Annotated in this window: 19 protein-coding genes; 15 read left to right on the forward strand and 4 right to left on the reverse strand. The window is 36.3% G+C overall.

The annotated features are described in order from the left end of the window. Window positions 1–44 precede the first annotated feature (44 nt). Window positions 45–1025 carry a LuxE/PaaK family acyltransferase gene (locus IC610_RS16610; RefSeq protein ID WP_191737839.1) on the forward strand — a complete coding sequence of 327 codons (981 nt, stop codon included), beginning with the start codon at window positions 45–47 and terminating at the stop codon, window positions 1023–1025. 188 nt (window positions 1026–1213) lie between these two features. Beyond that, window positions 1214–1759 carry a hypothetical protein gene (locus IC610_RS16615; RefSeq protein ID WP_191737840.1) on the forward strand — a complete coding sequence of 182 codons (546 nt, stop codon included), beginning with the start codon at window positions 1214–1216 and terminating at the stop codon, window positions 1757–1759. A gap of 48 nt (window positions 1760–1807) precedes the next feature. Here IC610_RS16615 and aqpZ read toward each other — a convergent pair whose 3' ends face one another. Further along, window positions 1808–2521: an aquaporin Z gene (aqpZ, locus tag IC610_RS16620; protein ID WP_191737841.1), complete on the reverse strand. Its 714-nt coding sequence runs from the start codon at window positions 2519–2521 to the stop codon at window positions 1808–1810. A 286-nt stretch (window positions 2522–2807) separates the two neighbouring features. Between aqpZ and IC610_RS16625 the strand changes: the two genes are divergently transcribed. The 11 genes from IC610_RS16625 (at window position 2808) to IC610_RS16675 (ending at window position 14738) form a co-directional block, all read left to right on the forward strand. Continuing rightward, window positions 2808–3428: a DUF5715 family protein gene (locus IC610_RS16625; RefSeq protein WP_191737842.1), complete on the forward strand. Its 621-nt coding sequence runs from the start codon at window positions 2808–2810 to the stop codon at window positions 3426–3428. 84 nt (window positions 3429–3512) lie between these two features. Further along, a complete protein-coding gene (locus tag IC610_RS16630) occupies window positions 3513–4247 on the forward strand; it encodes a hypothetical protein (protein ID WP_191737843.1) in 735 nt (244 codons plus the stop codon). 208 nt (window positions 4248–4455) lie between these two features. After that, on the forward strand, window positions 4456–4884 hold the full coding sequence (locus IC610_RS16635) for a hypothetical protein (protein ID WP_191737844.1): 429 nt from the start codon (window positions 4456–4458) through the stop codon (window positions 4882–4884). Between the two features lie 35 nt (window positions 4885–4919). Then, complete coding sequence (locus tag IC610_RS16640) at window positions 4920–5636, forward strand: sensor histidine kinase (RefSeq protein ID WP_191737845.1); 717 nt, start codon at window positions 4920–4922, stop codon at window positions 5634–5636. Next, a complete protein-coding gene (locus IC610_RS16645) occupies window positions 5629–6309 on the forward strand; it encodes a response regulator transcription factor (RefSeq protein ID WP_191737846.1) in 681 nt (226 codons plus the stop codon). Before IC610_RS16640 ends, IC610_RS16645 begins: the two co-directional genes overlap by 8 nt. A 170-nt stretch (window positions 6310–6479) precedes the next feature. Continuing rightward, window positions 6480–6827: a hypothetical protein gene (locus tag IC610_RS16650; RefSeq protein ID WP_191737847.1), complete on the forward strand. Its 348-nt coding sequence runs from the start codon at window positions 6480–6482 to the stop codon at window positions 6825–6827. Between the two features lie 133 nt (window positions 6828–6960). After that, a complete protein-coding gene (locus tag IC610_RS16655; RefSeq protein ID WP_191737848.1) occupies window positions 6961–8889 on the forward strand; it encodes an ABC-F family ATP-binding cassette domain-containing protein in 1929 nt (642 codons plus the stop codon). 345 nt (window positions 8890–9234) lie between these two features. Further along, the gene (locus IC610_RS16660) at window positions 9235–9591 is read left to right on the forward strand and encodes a hypothetical protein (RefSeq protein ID WP_191737849.1); all 357 of its coding nucleotides are present in this window, start codon (window positions 9235–9237) and stop codon (window positions 9589–9591) included. Window positions 9592–10104: 513 nt separating this feature from the next. Further along, on the forward strand, window positions 10105–12486 hold the full coding sequence (locus IC610_RS16665; RefSeq protein ID WP_228462955.1) for a TonB-dependent receptor: 2382 nt from the start codon (window positions 10105–10107) through the stop codon (window positions 12484–12486). Between the two features lie 217 nt (window positions 12487–12703). Continuing rightward, window positions 12704–13264, forward strand: a complete 561-nt coding sequence (locus tag IC610_RS16670) for a hypothetical protein (RefSeq protein WP_056084555.1) — start codon at window positions 12704–12706, stop codon at window positions 13262–13264. Between the two features lie 139 nt (window positions 13265–13403). Continuing rightward, the gene (locus tag IC610_RS16675) at window positions 13404–14738 is read left to right on the forward strand and encodes a trigger factor (protein ID WP_191737850.1); all 1335 of its coding nucleotides are present in this window, start codon (window positions 13404–13406) and stop codon (window positions 14736–14738) included. A 99-nt stretch (window positions 14739–14837) separates the two neighbouring features. Here the strand turns inward: IC610_RS16675 and IC610_RS16680 are convergent, their stop codons facing one another. The 3 genes from IC610_RS16680 to IC610_RS16690 all read right to left on the reverse strand — a co-directional run bounded on the left by IC610_RS16680 (window position 14838) and on the right by IC610_RS16690 (window position 16915). Further along, window positions 14838–15428 (reverse strand): hypothetical protein, encoded by a 591-nt coding sequence (locus tag IC610_RS16680; RefSeq protein WP_191737851.1) that lies wholly within the window; start codon window positions 15426–15428, stop codon window positions 14838–14840. 298 nt (window positions 15429–15726) lie between these two features. Then, entirely contained in the window at window positions 15727–16188 is a 462-nt protein-coding gene (locus IC610_RS16685; RefSeq protein ID WP_191737852.1) for a hypothetical protein, read from the reverse strand. Window positions 16189–16387: 199 nt separating this feature from the next. After that, window positions 16388–16915, reverse strand: coding sequence for a hypothetical protein (locus IC610_RS16690; RefSeq protein WP_191737853.1), 528 nt, complete (start codon window positions 16913–16915; stop codon window positions 16388–16390). Window positions 16916–17096: 181 nt separating this feature from the next. Here IC610_RS16690 and IC610_RS16695 point away from each other — a divergent pair, with 181 nt between their 5' ends. Both IC610_RS16695 and IC610_RS16700 read left to right on the forward strand, forming a co-directional pair. After that, a complete protein-coding gene (locus IC610_RS16695; RefSeq protein ID WP_191737854.1) occupies window positions 17097–17789 on the forward strand; it encodes a hypothetical protein in 693 nt (230 codons plus the stop codon). Window positions 17790–17971: 182 nt separating this feature from the next. Beyond that, entirely contained in the window at window positions 17972–20824 is a 2853-nt protein-coding gene (locus IC610_RS16700; protein WP_191737855.1) for a M16 family metallopeptidase, read from the forward strand. Window positions 20825–21053: the final 229 nt, after the last annotated feature.

A 21053-nucleotide genomic window follows, 5' to 3' on the forward strand; every position in this document is an offset into this window, starting at 1 on the left:
GTTTCATTTTGAATCATTAAGCTTTAAATTAAATTTTAAATACATTGAAAAATATATTTGACATCAGGACTGACATGGATTTTGTCGCAGCCTGTCTCGAAACTTTCAGATTTCAATACGACAACATTGAGATCTACAGAAAGTTTGTTGACTATCTGAAAATTAGTCCTGAAAATGTAGATGAGGTGGCAAAAATTCCGTTTTTGCCGATTGAGATGTTTAAAAATCATCAGATTTTAGATAAAAATGTTTCCATAGATTTATACTTTCAAAGTTCGGGAACAACGCAGATGAATCTGTCTAAACATTTCATCGCTGATACGGATTTGTACGAGAATAGTATTTACAGAAGCTTCGAACAATTCATCGGCAAGCCGGAAGATTTTATTTTCCTCGGTCTGTTGCCAAGTTATTTGGAGAAACAAAATTCATCACTGATTTACATGGTCGATTTTTTAATGAAAAAATCAGATAAGCCTGAAAACGGTTATTTTCTTTACAACCACGAAGATTTGTTTCAATTATTACAAGAACTGAAAGACAAAAAAGTCATTCTCTTCGGAGTTTCATTCGCCCTGTTAGATTTTCTGGATTTTTGCAGCTCAAACTCTCAAACCCTCAAACCCTCGAACTCTCTTACAGTGATAGAAACCGGCGGTATGAAAGGCAGAAAAGAAGAGATGACCAAAGATGAATTGCTGAAAATTCTGCAGGAAGGTTTTAAAACCGATAAAATTTATTCAGAATATTCCATGACAGAACTGCTTTCGCAGGCTTATTCTTTAGGAGAAAACCTTTATCAATGTCCGAACTGGATGCGCGTTTTGGTAAGAAATGTGGAAGATCCTTTCAGTTATGAAAAAGAGGGTAGGACGGGAGCGATCAATATAATTGATTTGGCGAATATTCATTCATGTTCATTTATTGCCACTCAGGATTTAGGAAAAATTATGGGAGATAAATTTCAGGTTTTGGGAAGAATAGATCATTCTGATATCCGCGGATGCAGCCTTCTAGTAAGTTGATTGGGTTTGAGGGTTGAGAGTAAGAGCGTTTGAGACCGGTCAATTTTAAGTTTTTTAATACCAATTTATTTTTCATCTGATTTTAAACCAATAATGATCACTTTTCTTCCTTGAATCTGAAGTACTTTATTTAATTTCACACTAAAACACTAAAACACTAAAACACTAAAACACTCTGACGCTCAAACATGTTAAAGATAGAAGAACTCGTTCATGCCTACATTAATTCTCAATGTGATTTTGAGAAGGAGATTGTGCTGACCAATCATTTTCAGGCAGATTGGGAAGCAGATATTTTGATTATTAACTCCGAAGGTTTCAGTCATGAAATTGAAATCAAGCTTTCTAAAAGTGATTTTAAAAATGATTTTAAAAAATCGTATGTCAACAGTTCGACGGGTGAAAAATTTCTGAAACATGATAAAATATGCTGTGGCGATTACATCTGCAACTCGTTCAGCTTCTTACTGCCGATGGGAATGATCGAGCATTCCACGATTCCCGAACATTGCGGAATTATCGAATTTTATCACAATGTCGATTCCTGGGAAACAGAATTCTATCTCATCCGAGAACCCCAAAAAGTGCACGAAGACCTTTACTGGAGTCTGACGGATAAAGATACATTCATAAGAAAAATGGCTTTAAATCTCCTGTACAGAAAAATGGAAATCAAGGGAAAACATGAAGAACTTATTTTTAAAAATCCTTTCGAAATAAGGAAACCAAAATAAAAATTCCTGCCAGAAAAAGCAGGAATTACATTTTATATTATTGTTAAATTACTTTGCTTCAGGCTTTTCAATCAGTAAATTATAAGTGAAAGCTGCAGCAATACCTCCCAAAACCGGAGCCGCAACAAACAGCCACATTTGAGAAACTGCTTTACCACCTGCAAAAATCGCAGGTCCGATGCTTCTAGCAGGATTTACTGAAACACCAGTAATTTTAATTCCAACAATGTGAATCAGAACCAAGGCCAATCCGATGGCCAGACCGGCAAAACCGCCGTTGATGTTTTTTGTGGAAGTTGATCCCAAAATAACCATCAGAAAGATAAATGTGAAAACAAATTCAGCAACGAAAGCCGCTGTCATATTGTAAGCATCAAGATATCCATCTCCCCAGCCGTTAGACCCTAAAGCCCATTCTTTCATTTCCGCTCCGGGATGATTGGTGAAAATCAGATAAAGAATTCCGGCTCCGATAATGGCTCCGAGAATTTGTGCCACGATGTAACGGGCTGCCTCGCTGATTTTCATTCTTCCCGCTGCAGCCATTGCGATTGATATTGCAGGATTAATATGGCAACCTGAAATATGACCGATTGCATACGCCATTGCCACAACGCTGAGACCAAATGCAAAGGAAATTCCTAAAAGACCTACGCCTGTAGTGCCGTCTGCACCGGCGATTACGGCGCTTCCGCAACCCATAAGTACGAGAACCATGGTGCCGAACATTTCGGCAACGAATTTTGAAGTGTTTGAAATCATCAAGTATTGTATTTTTAATTAAGGCAGCGAATGTACAAAAATTAATTATTCGCAAAATTCTGTCTGTTTTTATATTTTTTAATTTCTATTTTGTTGATTTTATTCTCATAATGATTTTTGTATGGTATTTTATTTATTAATAATTATTTATTCTTGTTTTAATGAAAATATTTTTTCAATTATTTTTAGTTTTAAACTAATATATTTTGCTCCTTCAGTTCCCATTTTGAAATTTCATAAAAAAGAAAAGCATTATTTTTGCCGTACACCGGGATAAACTATCGTAATGAGGAAATTGTTTTTTGTCGTTTTTTTAAGTTCTGCAACACTGTTTTTCAGCCAGGCGAAGAAAACAGGAAGTCTGCCCTGCTACGACCTGAACGAAATCATGAAAGTGGAGCCTACCATGCTTTACAAACCACATTTGGATGCGTCTAAAGGTTTTAATATCAAAATTCTCAAGAATACTTCTACAGTTGAGAAATACATCAGCAACGGAAAATTTCATAAAGTAAAAAAATCAGGCAAGGGTTTCAGGGTTCAGAAGCTGGATTACAGCAGGGCTTGGCTGGTTTCAAAAGCTTATCAGAGTCTTGAAAAAATGGGTTCCAGATTCAGTAAAAATACCGGTGGGTCGTATTTTACAGTAACTTCTGTTACGAGAACGCTCGAAGATCAGTGCAGGCTGCGAAGAGTAAATACCAATGCAAGTCTCGGGATCAGTTCGCACAATTACGGCAACTCATTCGATATTTCCTATATTCGTTTCAACGGTGTTCACAGAAGTAATCCAAAGCTGGAGGAGGCTCTGGAAAAGGTTTTAAAATACTATTACAATTTAGGACGCATTTACTATATCAAAGAAAGACAGCAAAGTTGCTTTCATGTGACGGTAAAAAACTATTAATTTTTCTTTTTTATATGAGCTGTTTGTGTACTTAATGGAGATTAGGTATTTTTACTGGATAAAAACCGAATCAAAACTTTTAACATGGAAAAATTGACTCCGCAGCAGTTCTCTGATGCTGCCAGCAGATGGTCTGATTGTCGTCCCGACATGATCAGAATTGAACAGCTCTTCAAACAAAATTCAGTTTTTAATCTTTACAAATCACAAATTGAAATCATTAAAAACCGTAACAATAATGATGATTTTTGTGTACAGATTGGCGTTACAGAAAACGATGAACTGATCATGATTCCTGTTCCGTTGGACGCAGTAGGATATCCTGTAAGTCTTAGTGAGTATTATTATTCTTCATTTGAGACTTTAAATGAAGATCTTTGTCTTACCGAAAAACTGACCTATACGGTAGTGAAAAAATCTGTTTTGTCTACCAGTATGAGAACGACCGACAGCGATTCGGATGTGTTTCTCCCGATTTACAATAAACCCGTTTTACGGCAGGAAAAAGCTTTGGATGCGATAGAATCATGGCAAAATAATGCTTTCGATTGGTTTTATGCAGAGCAGGCAAACGAAGGGAGGGAGATTTTCACTAAATTCTATGTACCTAAAGAAAAAATATTTGAGGTACAGGAAGGGGTTATGTTCATCTCGGTATTCGGTTTGAAATTTTCAGAAATTTACCAGAAACAGCTCCCTGCACTGATTTTCATCTCAGCACCGGATAACTTGAGCAATCAGAGTACAGCAGTAGATTCAAACACATTTGATTTTGCAAAACCTTGTCCTCCCAATGGGCAGATATTCGATTTAGGATAAACGAAAAACAGCAATGTATACTTTTTACGAAGTTTTTTTATATTTAAACTATCTCTTACTTTTTATAAATACAGTATTAGGATTCGGAAAATACAGTTATTTTGTTAAAAATGAAAAGTTTTATATTTTTTATATGCTTTTCCTCTTTTTTATTGAAATGACAGTTTGGTTTCTAAGCACAGGTTTAGGGTTTAAAAATACATTATTTATGTACCCAATTTATATTGCCGGAGATTTTTTTCTGCTCACAAGTTTGTTTTGCAGTAAATTAAAACTAAATAAAATTTTTGTCGCTACATCCGCTCTCTTAGCTCTGGTTTTTTTGATTGTCATCTTTGGTTTCAAAATCAATTTTAATCAGGATATCGCTAAAGTAATTTCTAACATTCTGATTATCGGTCTCGCAGGTACTTTTTTAATTGCGCAGATCAGAAACGGGGAGAAAATGGAGCGGTTTTTCTTTGCAGATGTAGGCATATTTTTTTATTATTCTGTTTCTGTATTCAATTTTGTGATACAGCAGCAGGTTCAGAATCTGTCGCAGGATGATTATGCTTTGATCGGTATTTTCAATACTTTTTTTGCAGCAGTTTTATATAGTTTAATCTTATATACATTTTTAAAATTAAAGAAATAACATTAAATATAAAGCTCTTCTTTTTGATAATTGTGATGATCGCAGTTATTCTCATCTTTATTTTGGTAGCCTATAAAACCTTTGTAGACCGTATCATTAAAGAAAAAGATGCCCAAAATCTTGCAGATATTCAGCATGAGAAAGATTTGGCTCTCGAAAATGTAAAAGCTCAGGAAGAGGAGCGTAAAAGAATTGCTGTTGCTGTTCACGACGACCTCGGGAATCGCTTAAATATTCTTTCTTTATGGTTACAGAATATTGAAATAGAAGACGAAAAAGCATCTGAAGTCATCAATGGTCAGATCAAAGAACTGGTAGACTCGGCAAGAAGGATCTCGCACAATTTATATCCTGTTAATTTGGAAAAACTTGGATTTATTCTTTATGTTGAAGAACTGATTACTAATCTTTCCAAAAAAATCGAAATATCACTTTTTGAACTGAAACCTTATCAGCCTAAAAATATTTTTACAGAAGTTCAAATCTACCGGATTATTCAGGAATTTACCACGAATGTGATCAAACATTCTGAAGCTGAAAACGTGAAAATTTTGTTGAGAGATTCAGAAAATAAACTTTTTGTTATCATTTCAGATAACGGAAAAGGTTTTGATTATGATCTGGTGAAAAAAGGAATGGGAATTAAAAATATCGAATCAAGATTACAGTCGCTCAACGCTGCTTTCAAATGGAAAAGCGTCATTGGCAAAGGCAGCAGACTGATCATCAAAATACCACTCAGCAATGAATGAAACTATAAAATTAGCACTGGTAGACGATGAGCAACTTATTCTGGAAGGAGTAAAAATGCTGCTCTCCAGCGATAAGCAGATCAAAGTAACTTTCACAGCAAACGACGGTGCAGGTTTTCTGAAAATGCTTGAAGAATCTTCACCTGAAGATTTTCCTGATATCGTTTTGTCTGATATTCAGATGTTGCCGATGGATGGTTTTGAACTGGTAGAAATCCTGAAAAATCTATATCCTGATTTAAAAATAATCATTCTCTCCTCACATTATAAAACTTCAGTGTTCGGGCACATGATCAAGCTTGGAGTTTCTGCTTTTCTTCCTAAAAACTCAGATAAGAAAACATTTTTAGAAGCCATTAAAAGTGTTCACAGCAAAGGTGTCTATCTTTCTGAGGAAGATCTGAAGATGCTCGCAACCTTTAAAAATAATGTGGTAAAGCAGAAATCACTTTTCACTATAGAAGACGAACTTTCTGAGCGTGAGAAAGACGTTGTACAGCTGATCTGTCAGGAATTTACCAACAAAGAAATTGCTGAGAAATTATTTATCAGTCCGAGAACTGTCGAAAGTCACCGTCAGCGGATTATAGAAAAGTTAGGGGTTAAAAACTCAATTGGCATTGTGATTTACGCTATTATTCATGATATTTTTGCCGTAGACATCAGATTGTAATTCCGTAGAAATGCGGAATTTTTTATTTGGTAATTTATACGCTATGAAAAGTTTTTTTTGTGGCGTTACTTTGTCTTGTTCAAAAAACAGAAGCTTCAAATTAAATGAACAAGGGTGGATTCCGAAAAACCCCAAAGAGTAGGAAATTAATAACCAAAAATCATAAAATTATGTCTTATTCAGTAGTATCTATCGCCAATTCAACACCTTTTAATGCAAAAGGTAATGTAAATTATGTAAGTGTTTTCTGTTCAGACGACGATTACAATGTGACTACAGGTACAACGTGGCGCGCATCCAGTAGAGGAGTTTGTCTCTTGAGAGATATTTCTGCAGAGGTAACGACTCCTCAAGGAGTGATCAGAGCAAAATCTTTTCATGACTCTATTGGTACAAGCGACAGCAGATTTGCAATTATCCAGACGGGACCATTGGTATTTGAGGTAACAAAAATTGTAACACTTGCAAAAAGTGAGTTGCCGGAAGATTATGCAGAGCCAACTTTACAGCAAAATTAATTGTTTCGTTAAAATGTTTTGAGAGTCGTCTTTTGGCGACTCATTTTTATTCTTATTAAAATCTTATTTTTTCCGTACTTTTGCACCCGAAAAAGATTCATCTTCATTATTCACTTTTTAATATTCGTTTCAAATGCTTTCGGTTCAAGGTTTAGGCTTACATCATTCAGGAAATTATTTATTTCAAAACGTCAATTTTACCATCAAAAAAGATGATAAAATTGGTTTGGTCGGTAAAAACGGAGCCGGAAAATCCACACTTTTGAAAATGCTTTCCGGAGAAATTACGTTCTACGAAGGAAATGTAGTTCCGGAGGGAAATATCACCATCGGATTCCTGAAGCAGGATCTTGATTTTGTTAAAGGAAGAACAGTTTGGAACGAAACCATGCAGGCTTTTGAGCAAATCAATGCCTGGAAAGAAGAATTAGAAGAAATCAACCATCAACTAACGGTTAGAACAGATTATGAAAGCGATGGCTACACAGACTTGATCAACCGAATGACTGATCTGAATGACCTTTTGATGCACCACGACGCATATAATCTGGAAGGAGATATTGAGAAAGTATTATTTGGACTGGGTTTCAAAGCGGATGATTTCCAAAAAATCACCGATGAATTTTCCGGAGGATGGAGAATGAGAATCGAACTTGCAAAATTGCTTCTTCAAAAGAACGATCTGATGCTTCTCGATGAGCCTACCAACCACCTTGATATGGAATCTATCATCTGGCTCGAAAACTTTTTGAAGGATTATCCGGGAGGAATTGTTCTGGTAAGTCACGACAAGCAGTTTATGACGGCAGTCTGTAACAGAACTTTTGATGTCAACAACAGAAAAGTAGATGATTACAAGGCCAATTATTCCAAATATCTGGTGATGCGTGAAGACCGCCGTGAAAAACTGGTTCAGGCCAAGAAAAATCAGGATGCGGAGATCAAGCAGATGGAAGATAACATCAATAAATTCCGTGCGAGTGCTACCAAAGCTTCTTTTGCGCAGTCTTTGATCAAAAAATTAGATAAAATTGAACGTATTGAAATTGATAATGAAGACGTTTCAAAATTCAATATCCGTTTCGTACAGTCGCAGGTTCCCGGAAAAGTAATTTTCGAAGCTGAAAATCTTGGGAAAGCTTACGGACAGAAACAGATTTTTGATGATGTGGATTTCATCGTTCAGCGGGGTGACAGAATTGCCCTTCTCGGACAGAACGGTCAGGGAAAAACCACGTTAGCGAAAATTCTTGCCGGAGATATTAAAGATTATTCCGGAGACTGGAACTTAGGTCACAATGTGAATATCGGTTACTTTGCCCAAAACCAGGAAGAAGTTTTAACGCCAAACAAAACCGTTCAGGAGGAAGCGGAAGATTCCGCAACCGAAGAGACAAGACCGAGAGTTAGAGATTTATTGGGATCTTTCCTTTTTCAGGGAGAAGCGGTGAATAAAAAGACAAAAGTACTTTCCGGAGGTGAAAGAAACCGTCTGGCGCTTTGTAAATTATTATTACGTCCTTTCAATACGTTGATCATGGATGAGCCTACCAATCACCTTGATATTCAGTCGAAGGAGATCATCAAACTGGCTTTACAGAAATTTGAAGGAACATTAATTGTAATTTCTCACGACAGGGAATTTTTGCAGGGACTTTGCGATAAAATCTATGAATTCCGAGATGGTAAAATGAAGGAATTCCTGGGCGACATCAACGAGTATCTTGAATTCAGACAGAAAGAATCGATCAGAGAAATCTCTGCTGAAAAAGCAAAACTTCATGGAGAAGAGGCTAAGGTTGAGGTAAAGGCTAAGGAAGAGGAAAAACCAGCAGCTGCAGAATCATCAGTTATCGTAAGTAAGGAACAGAAAAGCATTCAGAATAAACTGAAAAAGGTAGAAGAAAAGATAGCTGAACTGGAAATGACAATCGAAAATTACGAAACTTCTTTCACAAAAGACAATCCATCAGAAGAAACATTGGAAAAATACAACAAAACCAAAGAAGAGCTTGATCTTGCGTTGCAGGAATGGGAGCATTTGGGAACGCAGTTAGATTAATTTCAAAAAAATAATAAGAAAAGATGGGCTTCGGTTCATCTTTTTTTGTGAAATATATATTGCTCCGGAGGAGCAAACATCTTTGTAGAAAAAACGCATAGTGAAATTACAGCTCAACAGGAGCTTCTGTTAATAGTAACGTTATTAAGATGGATTAAAGCTCCATCGGAGCGATCTGATAATTCATTTTTCAAAACTGAAAAGCTTGTAATTATTGTAAAGACGTGATCCATCTGCAAATCTTTTTCATTATTTACCTTTAAATTTAATCTTCCCGCAACATTGTAACCTCATTTAACATAATATTGTAATTTAATTTTAAAATATTATCCTTATTTTTGTGCGATGATTTTTAAGGAAAGCAGACAACTCAAGAGTTTTATCTCCAAACTGATGTTTGGGATATACTTTTTTGCACTGTTTTCTTCAAGCTTTCACAGTCACGAGTCTTCAGATGTTTTTGCAGGTTTCAACTTCAAAAAATCAGAGAACTCCATTTCCAAAACAGAAGCCAAAGAAAAAGCCGGCGACTGTCTGGCCTGTCACTTTTTAGCCACTGGAAATACCATTTTACCACAGGAATTTAGTTTCACTTTGATCAAACATACGCATGAAGCGGAGCAGATTTTGGCTGTACAGGAAAAAATCTGGTCACAAACTAAATTTACCTTTCAACTCCGCGGACCTCCCGCAATTTCATAATTCTATTTTTCTCAATATTCCAATGAATTTTGAGAAATCTTTTCTGAATTAATTTAATCCATTTTTTGTAACACAAAAGTTTCAAAACCGTAGAACTGTAACGTCAAACTTGCAAATCAGATTTTGGAACCCGGAATCTCAGCATTCAAACACGACAGTTAAAATAAGAAGCGAAGTTTCGAAATTTTGTTATAAGAGCATTTTTTCTATGACAAGGTGCGAAGCTCCGAAATATTGGTAGAAAAAGTTCGGATCCTTTTCAAAGAGGTGCGAAACTCCGAAATGTCGGTGTGAAAATGATGATTTGGGCAGCTTTTCCGCCTTCCACTCCCGCTTTTTTGTCATTGCGAACGATGTGGTAATATTGTTGAGCTGTTGCAGCATCGCAATAACAAAAAGAGCTCCGTTCAAGTCGGGCTGCGTGCAATTCGCTGTTACAAAACATGACTTAATTTAATTCAAAATTCATAAGTACAACGTACTTTTTTACATTATACATTTTACAAAAACGTAATGAAAAACATTATAAATCTAATGCTGGTCTTTTTCGGACTGACATTGGTTTCTGCGCAGAAATATACGGTTCAGGGAACGGTGCAGGATTTTCACGATAAAACAATGCTTGAAAATGCAGAAGTTAAAATCGGGGACTTAACCACTAAAACTGACAAAAAAGGAAAATTTTCTTTCCCAAATGTTCCTGCAGGAAATTATAAGCTCGTGGCCAGACATCCGCTCTGCGATGATTATACTGAAAATGTGGGAGTCGACAGAGATATTCATCTTGCCATTATATTAGAGCATCATGAAGGTGAAATTCAGACCGTCACTATCCACGGAAGCCACAAAACAAAAGGCTCCGTAATTATGACGACTTTGGATAAAACGGAAATAGAAAGAAATTCCACCGAAAATCTGGGAAATCTTTTATCCAGAATTTCCGGAGTTTCATCTCTGAAAACGGGGAATAATATCACAAAACCCGTTATCCGCGGACTTTACGGAAGCCGTATTTCCATCATTAACAATGGTGTGAGAATGGCCGAGCAGGAATGGGGAGTAGAGCATGCTCCCAATATTGATGTGAACGATTTTGAGCACATCGATGTCATAAAAGGTGCTTCCGCACTGAAGTTTGGAAATGAAGGAGTTGGTGGCGTTGTTGTTTTGGAATCTGCAGTTTTGCCCAAAAAAGATACCATTATGGGAAGCCTCAGACTTTCAGGAATTTCAAATGGTAGAGGAGGTGAGATTGGTGCCAATGTCGCAAAAGCATGGAAGAACCAATGGTTTGTAAAAACAGGCGGATCATACAGAAAAACGGGCGATCTGTACATGCCGCACTATACTTTGCAGAATACCGGACAGGAATTCAATTCTTTTAATTTCTCGTTCGGGAAGCACAGTTTTCTGCAGGGGTTTGATGTGTCATACAGCGGCATCAATCAGGAATTTGGGATTTACCGCGGTGCACATCTGGCTAGCCCCGAAGATTTCTACAATGCTGTGAACTTCGGACAGTCTTATTATCTGGATAATTTCAGCTATGATATCGACAATCCGAAGCAGGAAGTGGCGCATCACATTGCGAAACTTTCAGCATACAGAAGGTTTGCAGATTTTGGGAAGCTCACTTTTCAGTACAGTTTTCAGCTCAACAGAAGAAAAGAATACGACATCAGAAGAGGTGAACTGAGCAATCTTCCGTCGATGGATTTAAGATTAATCACGCATTCTGCCAGTCTTGTTCATCTTCTGGAAAGAGCAAACTGGAGTCTTGAAAGCGGAATTTCAGGAGCTTTTCAGGATAATTATCCGAATCCCGCAACCAAAGCGAGACGTCTGATTCCTGATTACTACCGTTATGATGCGGGAGCGTTTTCGGTCTTTAAATACAGATTCAATTCTAAATTAAATGCCGAGGCAGCCGTGCGATACGATTTCAGCAGATATGATGCCTATAAATATTATGATTCAGAAAAATGGGAAGCAAATTATGCAGATACTTTCCCTCAGTTTGTCGTGAGTGAATCGGGAAGCAGAACTTTGACGAGACCAATTCTCGATTATCATAATTTCTCTGCAAACCTTGGCTTAGATTACAAACCTTTTGAGAATTTAGAATTAAAACTGAATCTTTCAAGAGCAGAAAGAACGCCTAATCCTGCAGAGCTTTTCTCAGACGGTCTGCATCATTCTGCAGCAATTATGGAAGAAGGAAATTTAAATATTCAGAAAGAAACTGTTTATAATGTCAATCTTTCTTTAGCTGCGAAATTTAATGTTTTGAAAGGTCTTCATATCGAAGCCAGTCCGTATCTGATGATGTCTGATAATTTTGTTAATCAGATCCCAACCAGTGTTATGAATACCAACCGAGGTGTTTTTCCAGTCTGGTCTTATCAGCAGATCAAAGCAAGGATTTTCGGAGTTGATGCCGATGCAGAATTGTCGGTTACCGATCAGTTAAAATGGAAATCAGGCTTCAGTATTCTGAAAGGTGACGATCTTTCAAATAATGAACCTCTGATTCTGATGACGCCTGCGAAACTGAGGAATTCAATTCAATTCAATTTAAACAAACCTAGAAATTTCTATATCAGTCTGGAAAACGAAAATACCTTTAAGCAAAACCGTTTCCCGATCAGAAATCTTCCGGTATCGTTTATAAAAGATGGTGTGGAAAGAAGTGAAATCGTTGATTTCAGCTCTACTCCGGCGGCTTTCAGTCTGTTTCATGCGTCTGTGGGTGCAGACTTGGCTAAGAATCTGAATGTCAATTTCAGAATCAACAATATTTTCAATACAGATTACCGCGAGTATCTCAACCGCCTCAGATATTATATGTTTGAATCGGGAAGAAATTTTGTGGTTACTCTTAAATACAATTTCTAACTATCTGAAATTATTAAAAAAAATATTCGTATCAAATTTTCAAATCATTTTTCTTGACCCCGACCCCTAAAGGGAGGAAAAATGCCTTGAAAATTTCATCAAAATTACGCCCTTTAGGGACGGGGAAATTAATTTGATGAAATTCGGGCAAACTCGTCGAAGCGTTGTCCGTAATTAAAATTTAAACAAATTATTAAAACTTAAAATTAAATTTAAAATGAAAAAAATATTCAATATTACACTGGTTTTATTCGCAGCACTATTCATTTTCTCTTGTAGAAATGACGACGACGCAGTTCCTGAAGATGTTCACGAGCACGACGAAATCGGAAGAGTAGTTTTAAAACTTACCAATAAAGCCGACGCAGCGGATGTACAGACAGTGAACGTAATTTCAGGAGTGGCAGACGGTCATTTGCATCTTCATACAGGAGATACTTATCTGGCAGAACTGGATTTTCAGATCGCTCACGACGATCATTATCACTCTTCAGAAGAAATTGTGGAAGAAAAAGATCATCATTTCATTACTTTCGGTCCGGCAAACGCTGATATTGTGGTGATGAGAGCTTCAAACGATGTCGTAAGAACAGACGGACAAAAATTAGGTTTAAAATCTGAATGGAAAATCAATTCTACACAGGCTACAGGAAAAATGAATATTAAATTAGTTCATGGTCCTACTGCCGTTAATCAGAATTATCCTTCTGCAACCAACCAGTTGGGGCAGACTCAGGGTGGAGAAACTGACGTTGATATCACAGTTGACGCGCACTAAAATCTTAACCGGATATAATTTAATATCACAAAAAGACATTATTTCGGTAATGTCTTTTTATTTTAACGTATTATAACAAATGGAATCGCTTGTTTTAATAAAAAATTCATATTTTTGCAACCTAAAATTTTAATCGATAATGAACGTTACAGCTCAAAATCATGATGATGTAAGTGCATTGCTTACTGTTACATTAGAAAAATCTGACTACAAAGATAAAGTAGAAAAGCAGTTGATGAACTATGCTAAAAATGCACAGGTTCCTGGATTCAGAAAAGGAAAAGTGCCTTTGAGCATGGTAAAAAGACAATATGAAGCAGGAATTGCTTTTGAAGAAATCAACAAGCAGGTTTCTGATGCTCTTAATAATTATGTAAACGAAAACAAACTGAGATTGGTAGGTCAGCCTGTTCCTCAGCCGGTAAACGAGTTCAACCACAACGCAGAGAAAATCGAGGTGGCTTTTGAAGTTGGTTTCGAGCCTGAATTCTCTATCGATCTTGCTAAATATGAAGCGCCTCATTACAAAGTAGAAGCTTCAGAAAAAGAAATCAGCAAGAGCATCGAAAATATGCAGAAGCGTTTCGCAGAGCAGGAGCCTCAGGAAAAGATCGGTAAAGATTCTTACGTAGCTTTGGAAATCTCTCAGGTAGTGGAAGAAGGTGCTGAAGGTGAGCACAACCACGCACCAAAAAGTGCTTTGATCAGCGCTGAAAACAAAGAAGCTTTCAAATTGGTGAAGTCTTTGAAAATGGACGAATCTGTGAAAGTATCTAAAGAAACTTTAGCTGAAAACGAAGAACTTGCAAAAGAATTAGGTTTCTCAAAAGAAGAAGCTGAGCACTTGCACCACGCTGAAGTTGAAGTAAAAGTAAAAGATTTCTACAGTTTGAAATTAGCTGAACTGAACCAGGAACTTTTTGATAAAGTTTACGGTGCAGACGCTATTAAATCTGAGGAAGAACTTAAAGATAAAGTAAAAACTGAGTTAGACGAATATTTCCAGCAGAATGCAGACGTACACTTCGTAAACAAAGTGTTGGAGCAGGTTACAGAGAAAGAAGAAGTAAAACTTCCTGAAACTTTCTTAACGAAATGGTTGGTATTCTCAAACCAGAACATCCAGTCTGAAGAGCAGGCAAAAGAAATTCTTGAATCAGAAAGAAGTCAGTTAAAATACCAGATCATCGAAGGTAAATTAATGACTGAAAATGATGTGAAAATTGATTACACAGACGTTTTGGGTCAGGCTGAGCAGTTGGTAAGAAACCAGTTGGCAATCTACGGAATCCATCACTTAGGTGACGAGGAAATCCAGAAATATGCTGCTGAAATGTTGAAAGACCAGGAGCAAGTAAGACAGTTATCTTCTGAGGTGGCTATGGCTAAGTTGAAAGACGTGATCCTTGAGAAAGCGACTAAAAAAGAAACTGCCATCTCTCACGACGAGTTTTTGGAAGAATTGAAGAAGTAATTCTTCTCTATTTAAATATATCAGAACCCACCGCTTTGGTGGGTTTTGTTGTTATCATAATTAAGGTTTCTCTTTGTTTTGAAGAAAGCATTGGATAATTTATTTCCACGATTTATCTTTCTTCAAATACCGTTGATGTATTTTTTGTAGAGATTCATATTGTGAAGATTTAAAGACAAACTGATCTCTGTAGATATTATTTTGATCAAATTTTAGAACGATCGTAGTTCTTTCAGGTCTTGTGTAATAACTAGAATTTGTAAAAAGTTCCACTATGTGAAATACAAGGAATTGGAATTTTCCATCTTTAAAAAGAATCAAATTACTTGGTATGTTTAGTAAACTTATTTTTTCAGAAACTCTAATTTTTTTTCCGTCAACGTAAATCAATAGATAATCTTTGGAAAATAGGTGATCTCCTTTTTTTAATTGATATAATCTCTTTATTTTGTCGTTCGTTTTGCATGAAAGGTCAAATGCTAAACCACTGTTTTTTAGAATTGCCGAAAATTTAAATTCTCCTATATTCTCATTTACAAATACAGCTCTGTATGGCGTTTTTTCATTTTCATATTTCTGAAATTCAAAATCACAAAAATCGGATAAGTCTTTTTGCGCAATGATTTTAAGCTGGGTTTTTTGACCATACAATGTCAGTGAGAAGAGTAACGCTATTAAAATCCGTTTCATATTGTTCGTGGAGGCTGTCTAATTAGTTCTTGATATTATTTATTTTAATAAAATTGGAATCTAATTCGTGCTGAGTCCAATAGTGCGGATTTGAAATCAGTATTTAGTATTCCGACCGCTGACAAATTTATATACTTTAAAAATATCTTGCTTACGGTAATTTCGATAGCGCGGATTTGCAATCCGTGCTTATTTCCAACTTACAAAGAGAATGTATTATATTTAATTAGTTTTGCATTGCATGCAAAGTTACGGATCTCAAATCCGCGACATCGGATCTGGCGGCATGAATTGTAGATTAGAAATACCTTGACATCGTAATTGCACTCATTTTATTTTCTCTGTCTACTTCCAGCACGCTGCACCATAAATCTGAACTTCTTTTTTCCCAAACTATATTGGAATCATCGCCTGGAGAGCTTTTAAAATTTAGGTTCTTAAGGTCAGCTTCTAAAATAGATACTAAATTTGTGGGGAGATAAAGAATAACACTGTCAATCTGATCAGATTCATCAAAAAAAACAGCAACAAATTTATTATTGCTGCCTTGAAAATGCATAGCAGTTCCACCATCAGCCGGTTCAGTACTGTTAAATTTATAATCATAATTCTTCAGAAGTTTCTTGACTGACGATTTGGAAGAATTAATTAGAATATCCTGTATCATGGATAACTCATAGCTTTTAAAACTTTCTTGTGCTGACATAGAAGTCATCATCACGAATAAAGCGAACAATGTAAGTAGAATTTTAGTTTTCATTATAATTATTTTCTTACAAACTTATTCTATTTAGCAAATTGATAAAATAGCACTAAAGTGGTATTTTAAGATACTTCCCATAAACTTTATAGGCTAAAATTCAGGCTTGTATTTTAATTATTTACAGAATTGAAAGCCTCAATCTTATGGTATGTATTATAAATCAGAAAAGACATTTTTTTTAAGCTTTGTCAAACCTCTAATTCTCATTCACTTTTACCAGCTCACTGAGTACAGGAATCTCGTTCTGCAGATAATCTGATTCTTTTGCTACAATGGTATACACAATTTTTTCCTTTAGATATTTGTAGTCAACTGTCAGTACAGAAAACATACGGGTAAATTTGATCTCTTTATCGATATCTCCAATCTTATCTCTTGCAATTTTAAGATAAAAGAAATTCAACGTTTCCATCTTTTTTTCAGGCGCGTAATAATCATTCTTTCTTTCTCTAAAGCTAAATACAATTAAGGGAAACTGAGCCCCAACGATATAATGATTTCTTCCTGAAAATTCAATTTCATTGGCTATGATGTTTCGTTTCAGATTTATTTTTTCAAAATAATTGCCACCGTTCCTGACGTGTAAAACTTCAATTTTGGCTACAGGGATATCTTTGTCAAACTTTACTTTAAACTTAAAATCTGCACATCCGGAAGCCTGAGCATGCATGAAGATACAGAGTAAAAGTGTCAGGAGAATCAGGTATTTTTTAGATTTAAGCATATTTTATTTCGGTTAAATTTAATTACGATAAACAAAAATAAAAAATGAGGTGAGCATAAAGAATGAAGACTTGGTACAATCGGAATTTTAAATGATGAAAGATGGATGTGAGGTTGTAAACAGCTTCCTGTCCGCCAATTTAAATTTCCTATCTTTACCGTACAAAAAATTTAATTTTAAAATGAAAAAAATCATTCTTTCATTTATATTGATTCTCACGTTTTCTGAACCATTGTCAGCACAGAAGATGACTTCTACATCAGGAGCATCAACTGCAAATTCTCAAATGACCGCTCAAAAAGTTATAGATAATTATATTACAGCATTGGGTGGCAGAGCTAAACTTGAATCTGTGAAGACCGTTATTATTGAGAATACCTTATCTGCACCAAATGCAGAGATTACGATGACGACAAAGAAAATGGGAAATAAATTTATTTCAGTTCAGGATATCATGGGGACTAAGGTAAGTCAGATTTTTGATGGTAAAAAGGGGTATGTGGAACAGAAAGGAATGAAAACGGAAATTCCAGCCACCAAGATTGCCGAGTTGAAAAGTAACAAGATGCTGGATGCTCTTAATTATGAAGCGTCTACCTTTACAGCAGTTACATCAGAACAAACAGATGGTAAAAACTACAATGTTCTGACTTCTCCTAAAGGCAGATATTTCTTTGATGCAGGCACTGGTCTTCTTTATAAATCCGAAACCAAAGAAGGCAGCAGTTCTACGATAAAAAGTTATATGACGGTGGAAGGAATCAAATTTCCTGAAGAAATTGAAGCTAAAGGCAGCAAACAGAATGTAACTATAAAAACGAATAAAATAGTTTTAAACTCCGGCGTTTCCGACGCTGATTTTGTAATCAACTAAACTTGTTTTACAGTATTAAAATCTTCATTTTAATTTTGTAAAATGCTCATACTGAACCGGAAATATTTTCGGGTTCTTATTTAACTATATTTTAACTCAATCAGGATTTCAATTTTCTTTTATGCGTGAATAATTTTTTTAATTTTATCACGTTAAACAAAACGAGAATTAAAATTCAAAACATGAGAAAAATTTTATCGTCCGTAGCGGCAGTTGTTCTAATGTCGTCTATGTCTTTTGCACAGAACATCCCAATGGATCCTTCTGTGAAAACAGGTACTCTTCCGAACGGAATGAAGTATTACATCAAAAAAAATACATTACCGGAGAAAAAAGTAGACTTCAGACTGGCAATCAATGCCGGATCTATTCTTGAAGACGAAAACCAAAGAGGTCTGGCTCACTTTATGGAGCACATGAACTTCAACGGAACCAAAAACTTCCCGGATAACAAACTGGTAGATTTCCTACAGTCTATCGGTGTGAAATTCGGTCAGCATTTGAATGCTTATACAAGTTTCGACGAAACGGTTTACATGCTTCCGGTACCATTAGACAAACCGGGCAACCTTGATTCAGGTTTAAAAGTAATGGAAGACTGGGCTTTCAACGCAACCCTTACCGATGAGCAGATCAACAAGGAAAGAGGTGTTGTTCTGGAAGAATTAAGATTAGGATTAGGTGCAGACAAAAGAATGTCAGACAAATATCTTCCTAAAATGCTGTACAAATCTCAATACGCCAACAGACTTCCAATCGGTACAAAAGAGGTTCTTCAGAACTTTAAACCGGATGTGATCAGACAGTTCCACAAAGACTGGTACAGACCGGATCTTATGGCTATTGTAGTAGTAGGAGATATTAATGTAGATGAGGTTGAAAAGAAGATTAAAGATAACTTCGGGAAATACAAAAATCCTTCGAAGCCAAGAGAAAGAAAGGTTTTTGATCTTCCAAGCCACAAAGAAACTTTGGTAGCTATTGAAACTGATCCAGATGCTACAAACTCAATGGTTCAGTTCATTATGAAAGATGCTGATGCTTATCAGCCTGATGTTACTGTGGAGCAGTACAACCAGAGCCTTGTAGAAAATCTTGCTACTACAATGCTTAACAACAGATTAAGAGAATTAATCAATTCAAATAATCCTCCGTTCACTTACGGATCTGTTTATCATGGCGGAACGTATGCAAGAACCAAAGAAGCTTTACAGGGCTTTGCGATGGTGAAAGAAGGTACACAGGTCAACGCCCTGAAAGTGCTTTTGGAAGAAACTGAAAGAGCAAAAAGATTCGGGTTTACACAGGGAGAATTAGACAGAGCAAAAGCTCAGATCATGTCTAATATGGAAAGAACGTATAACAACCGCGACAAAACCGAAAGCGATGTACTGGTGGACGAATACGTAAGAAACTTCCTTGAAAAAGAACCAATGCCGGGAATTGCCTGGGAATATGAAGATACCAAGACATTTTTACCAACCGTTACTCTTGCTCAGACCAACGATGTGATGAAGCAGATGGTAAAAGACGACAGCCGTGTAATTGTTGTTACAGGTCCTAAAAAAGACAATGTAGCAATGCCTACAGAAGCTGCTGTTTTGAAGGCTTTTGATGATGTGAAAATGGCTGATCTTAAACCATACGAAGAGAAAGCATCCATTAAAAATCTGGTAAAACCTTTCAAATCTGAAGGTAAAATTGCTAAAACGGAGACTGATGCAAAACTGGGAACCACAACTTGGATTTTAAGCAACGGAGCAAAAGTAACGTTCAAGAAAACAGACTTCAAAGATGATGAAATTGTTTTCACGGCGAGAAGTCTGGGAGGAAGTTCGGTAATCAATGATGCAGATTTTAACAAGACTCAGTTTGCCTATTCTGCATTGGCTGAAGCTGGTGTAAATGGTCTGTCTAAAGGAGATCTTACCAATTATCTTGCAGGAAAGCAGGTAAGTGTGAATCCTTTTATCGGTAACCTTACTGAAGGGATCAACGGAAGAACAACGCAGAAAGACCTTCCTGCTGCTATGGAAATGGTTTATGCTTATTTCACAGGTTTAAATTACAGTCCTGAAGCATTTGGTGCCTTCAAAACCAAGCAGTCTGCGATGTTGGATAACATGTTGTCTAATCCTCAATTCTATTTCTCAAGTGAGCATGCTAAATTTATGAATCAGAAGAACCCGAGATTTATCGGAATTATCCCGATGGAGAAAGACTGGGCAGCAACTGATTACAAAAAAGCGTATGACGTTTACAAAGAGAAATTTGCCAATGCAGGAAACTTCCATTTTTATTTTGTAGGAAATATTGATGAGGCTAAATTTAAAAATGAAGTGCTTCAGTATATCGCAAGCTTACCTTCTACAGGTAAAACTGCCAAATATAAAGATACCGGCTACAGACAAATGATGGGTGACTATTCTAAAACCTACAAAAAAGGAAAAGATCCTAAGAGTATGGTAACCATCGCTTATTCCGGTGAAGCGCCTTACAATGAGAAAGAAGCGTTGGCTTTGGAAGCTTTAGGTGAAGTGGCAACCATCAAGGTAATCGAAAAATTGAGAGAAGATGAGAGCGGAATCTATGGTGGCGGAGCAAGAGGATCGATGAATAGAGTACCTTTCAATAGCTATTCTTTCAGCATCAATTTCCCTTGTGGACCTGAGAATGCTGAAAAACTGACGAAAAGTGCTATTGCAGAAATTCAGAAACTGATAGACAAAGGCCCTGAGCAAAAAGATCTTGACAAGTACAAGGAAGGAGAGTATAATGATGACAAAACCAATATGAAAGACAATTCATACTGGATGAACAACCTGGCGAAAAATCAGCTTGATGGAAGTGATAAATACGAAATCATGAACTATACAGAAAAAGTGAAAGCACTTACTGTAAAAGACCTTCAGGATGTTGCTAAAAAATACCTGACTAAAAACAGAATTGTAGCAACCCTAATGCCGGAAGACGGATGGCAAAATGCTCCAAAAGCAGAAACACCGGCAGCTGTAAAGGCAACGGTAGCAAAGTAATTTTTGTCCGATTATAAATGAAAAAAACCACCGCAGAAACTTTCTGCGGTGGTTTTGTTTTTTATTAAATTTTATAGAGAGTTAATGGCTTAAAATAGTTGGTGAAACTCGTGCCAATGCGGTTTTGTCAGTAATTTATCAAATTTATTTCATCCTTTCCAAACCTTCAAGGTTTTTAAAACCTTGAAGGTTTAATATCTACGAAATCACGATCTCACCACTAAACCAC

This window comes from Chryseobacterium caseinilyticum, from assembly GCF_014837145.1.
In the GTDB taxonomy this organism is placed as follows: Bacteria; Bacteroidota; Bacteroidia; order Flavobacteriales; family Weeksellaceae; genus Chryseobacterium; species Chryseobacterium caseinilyticum.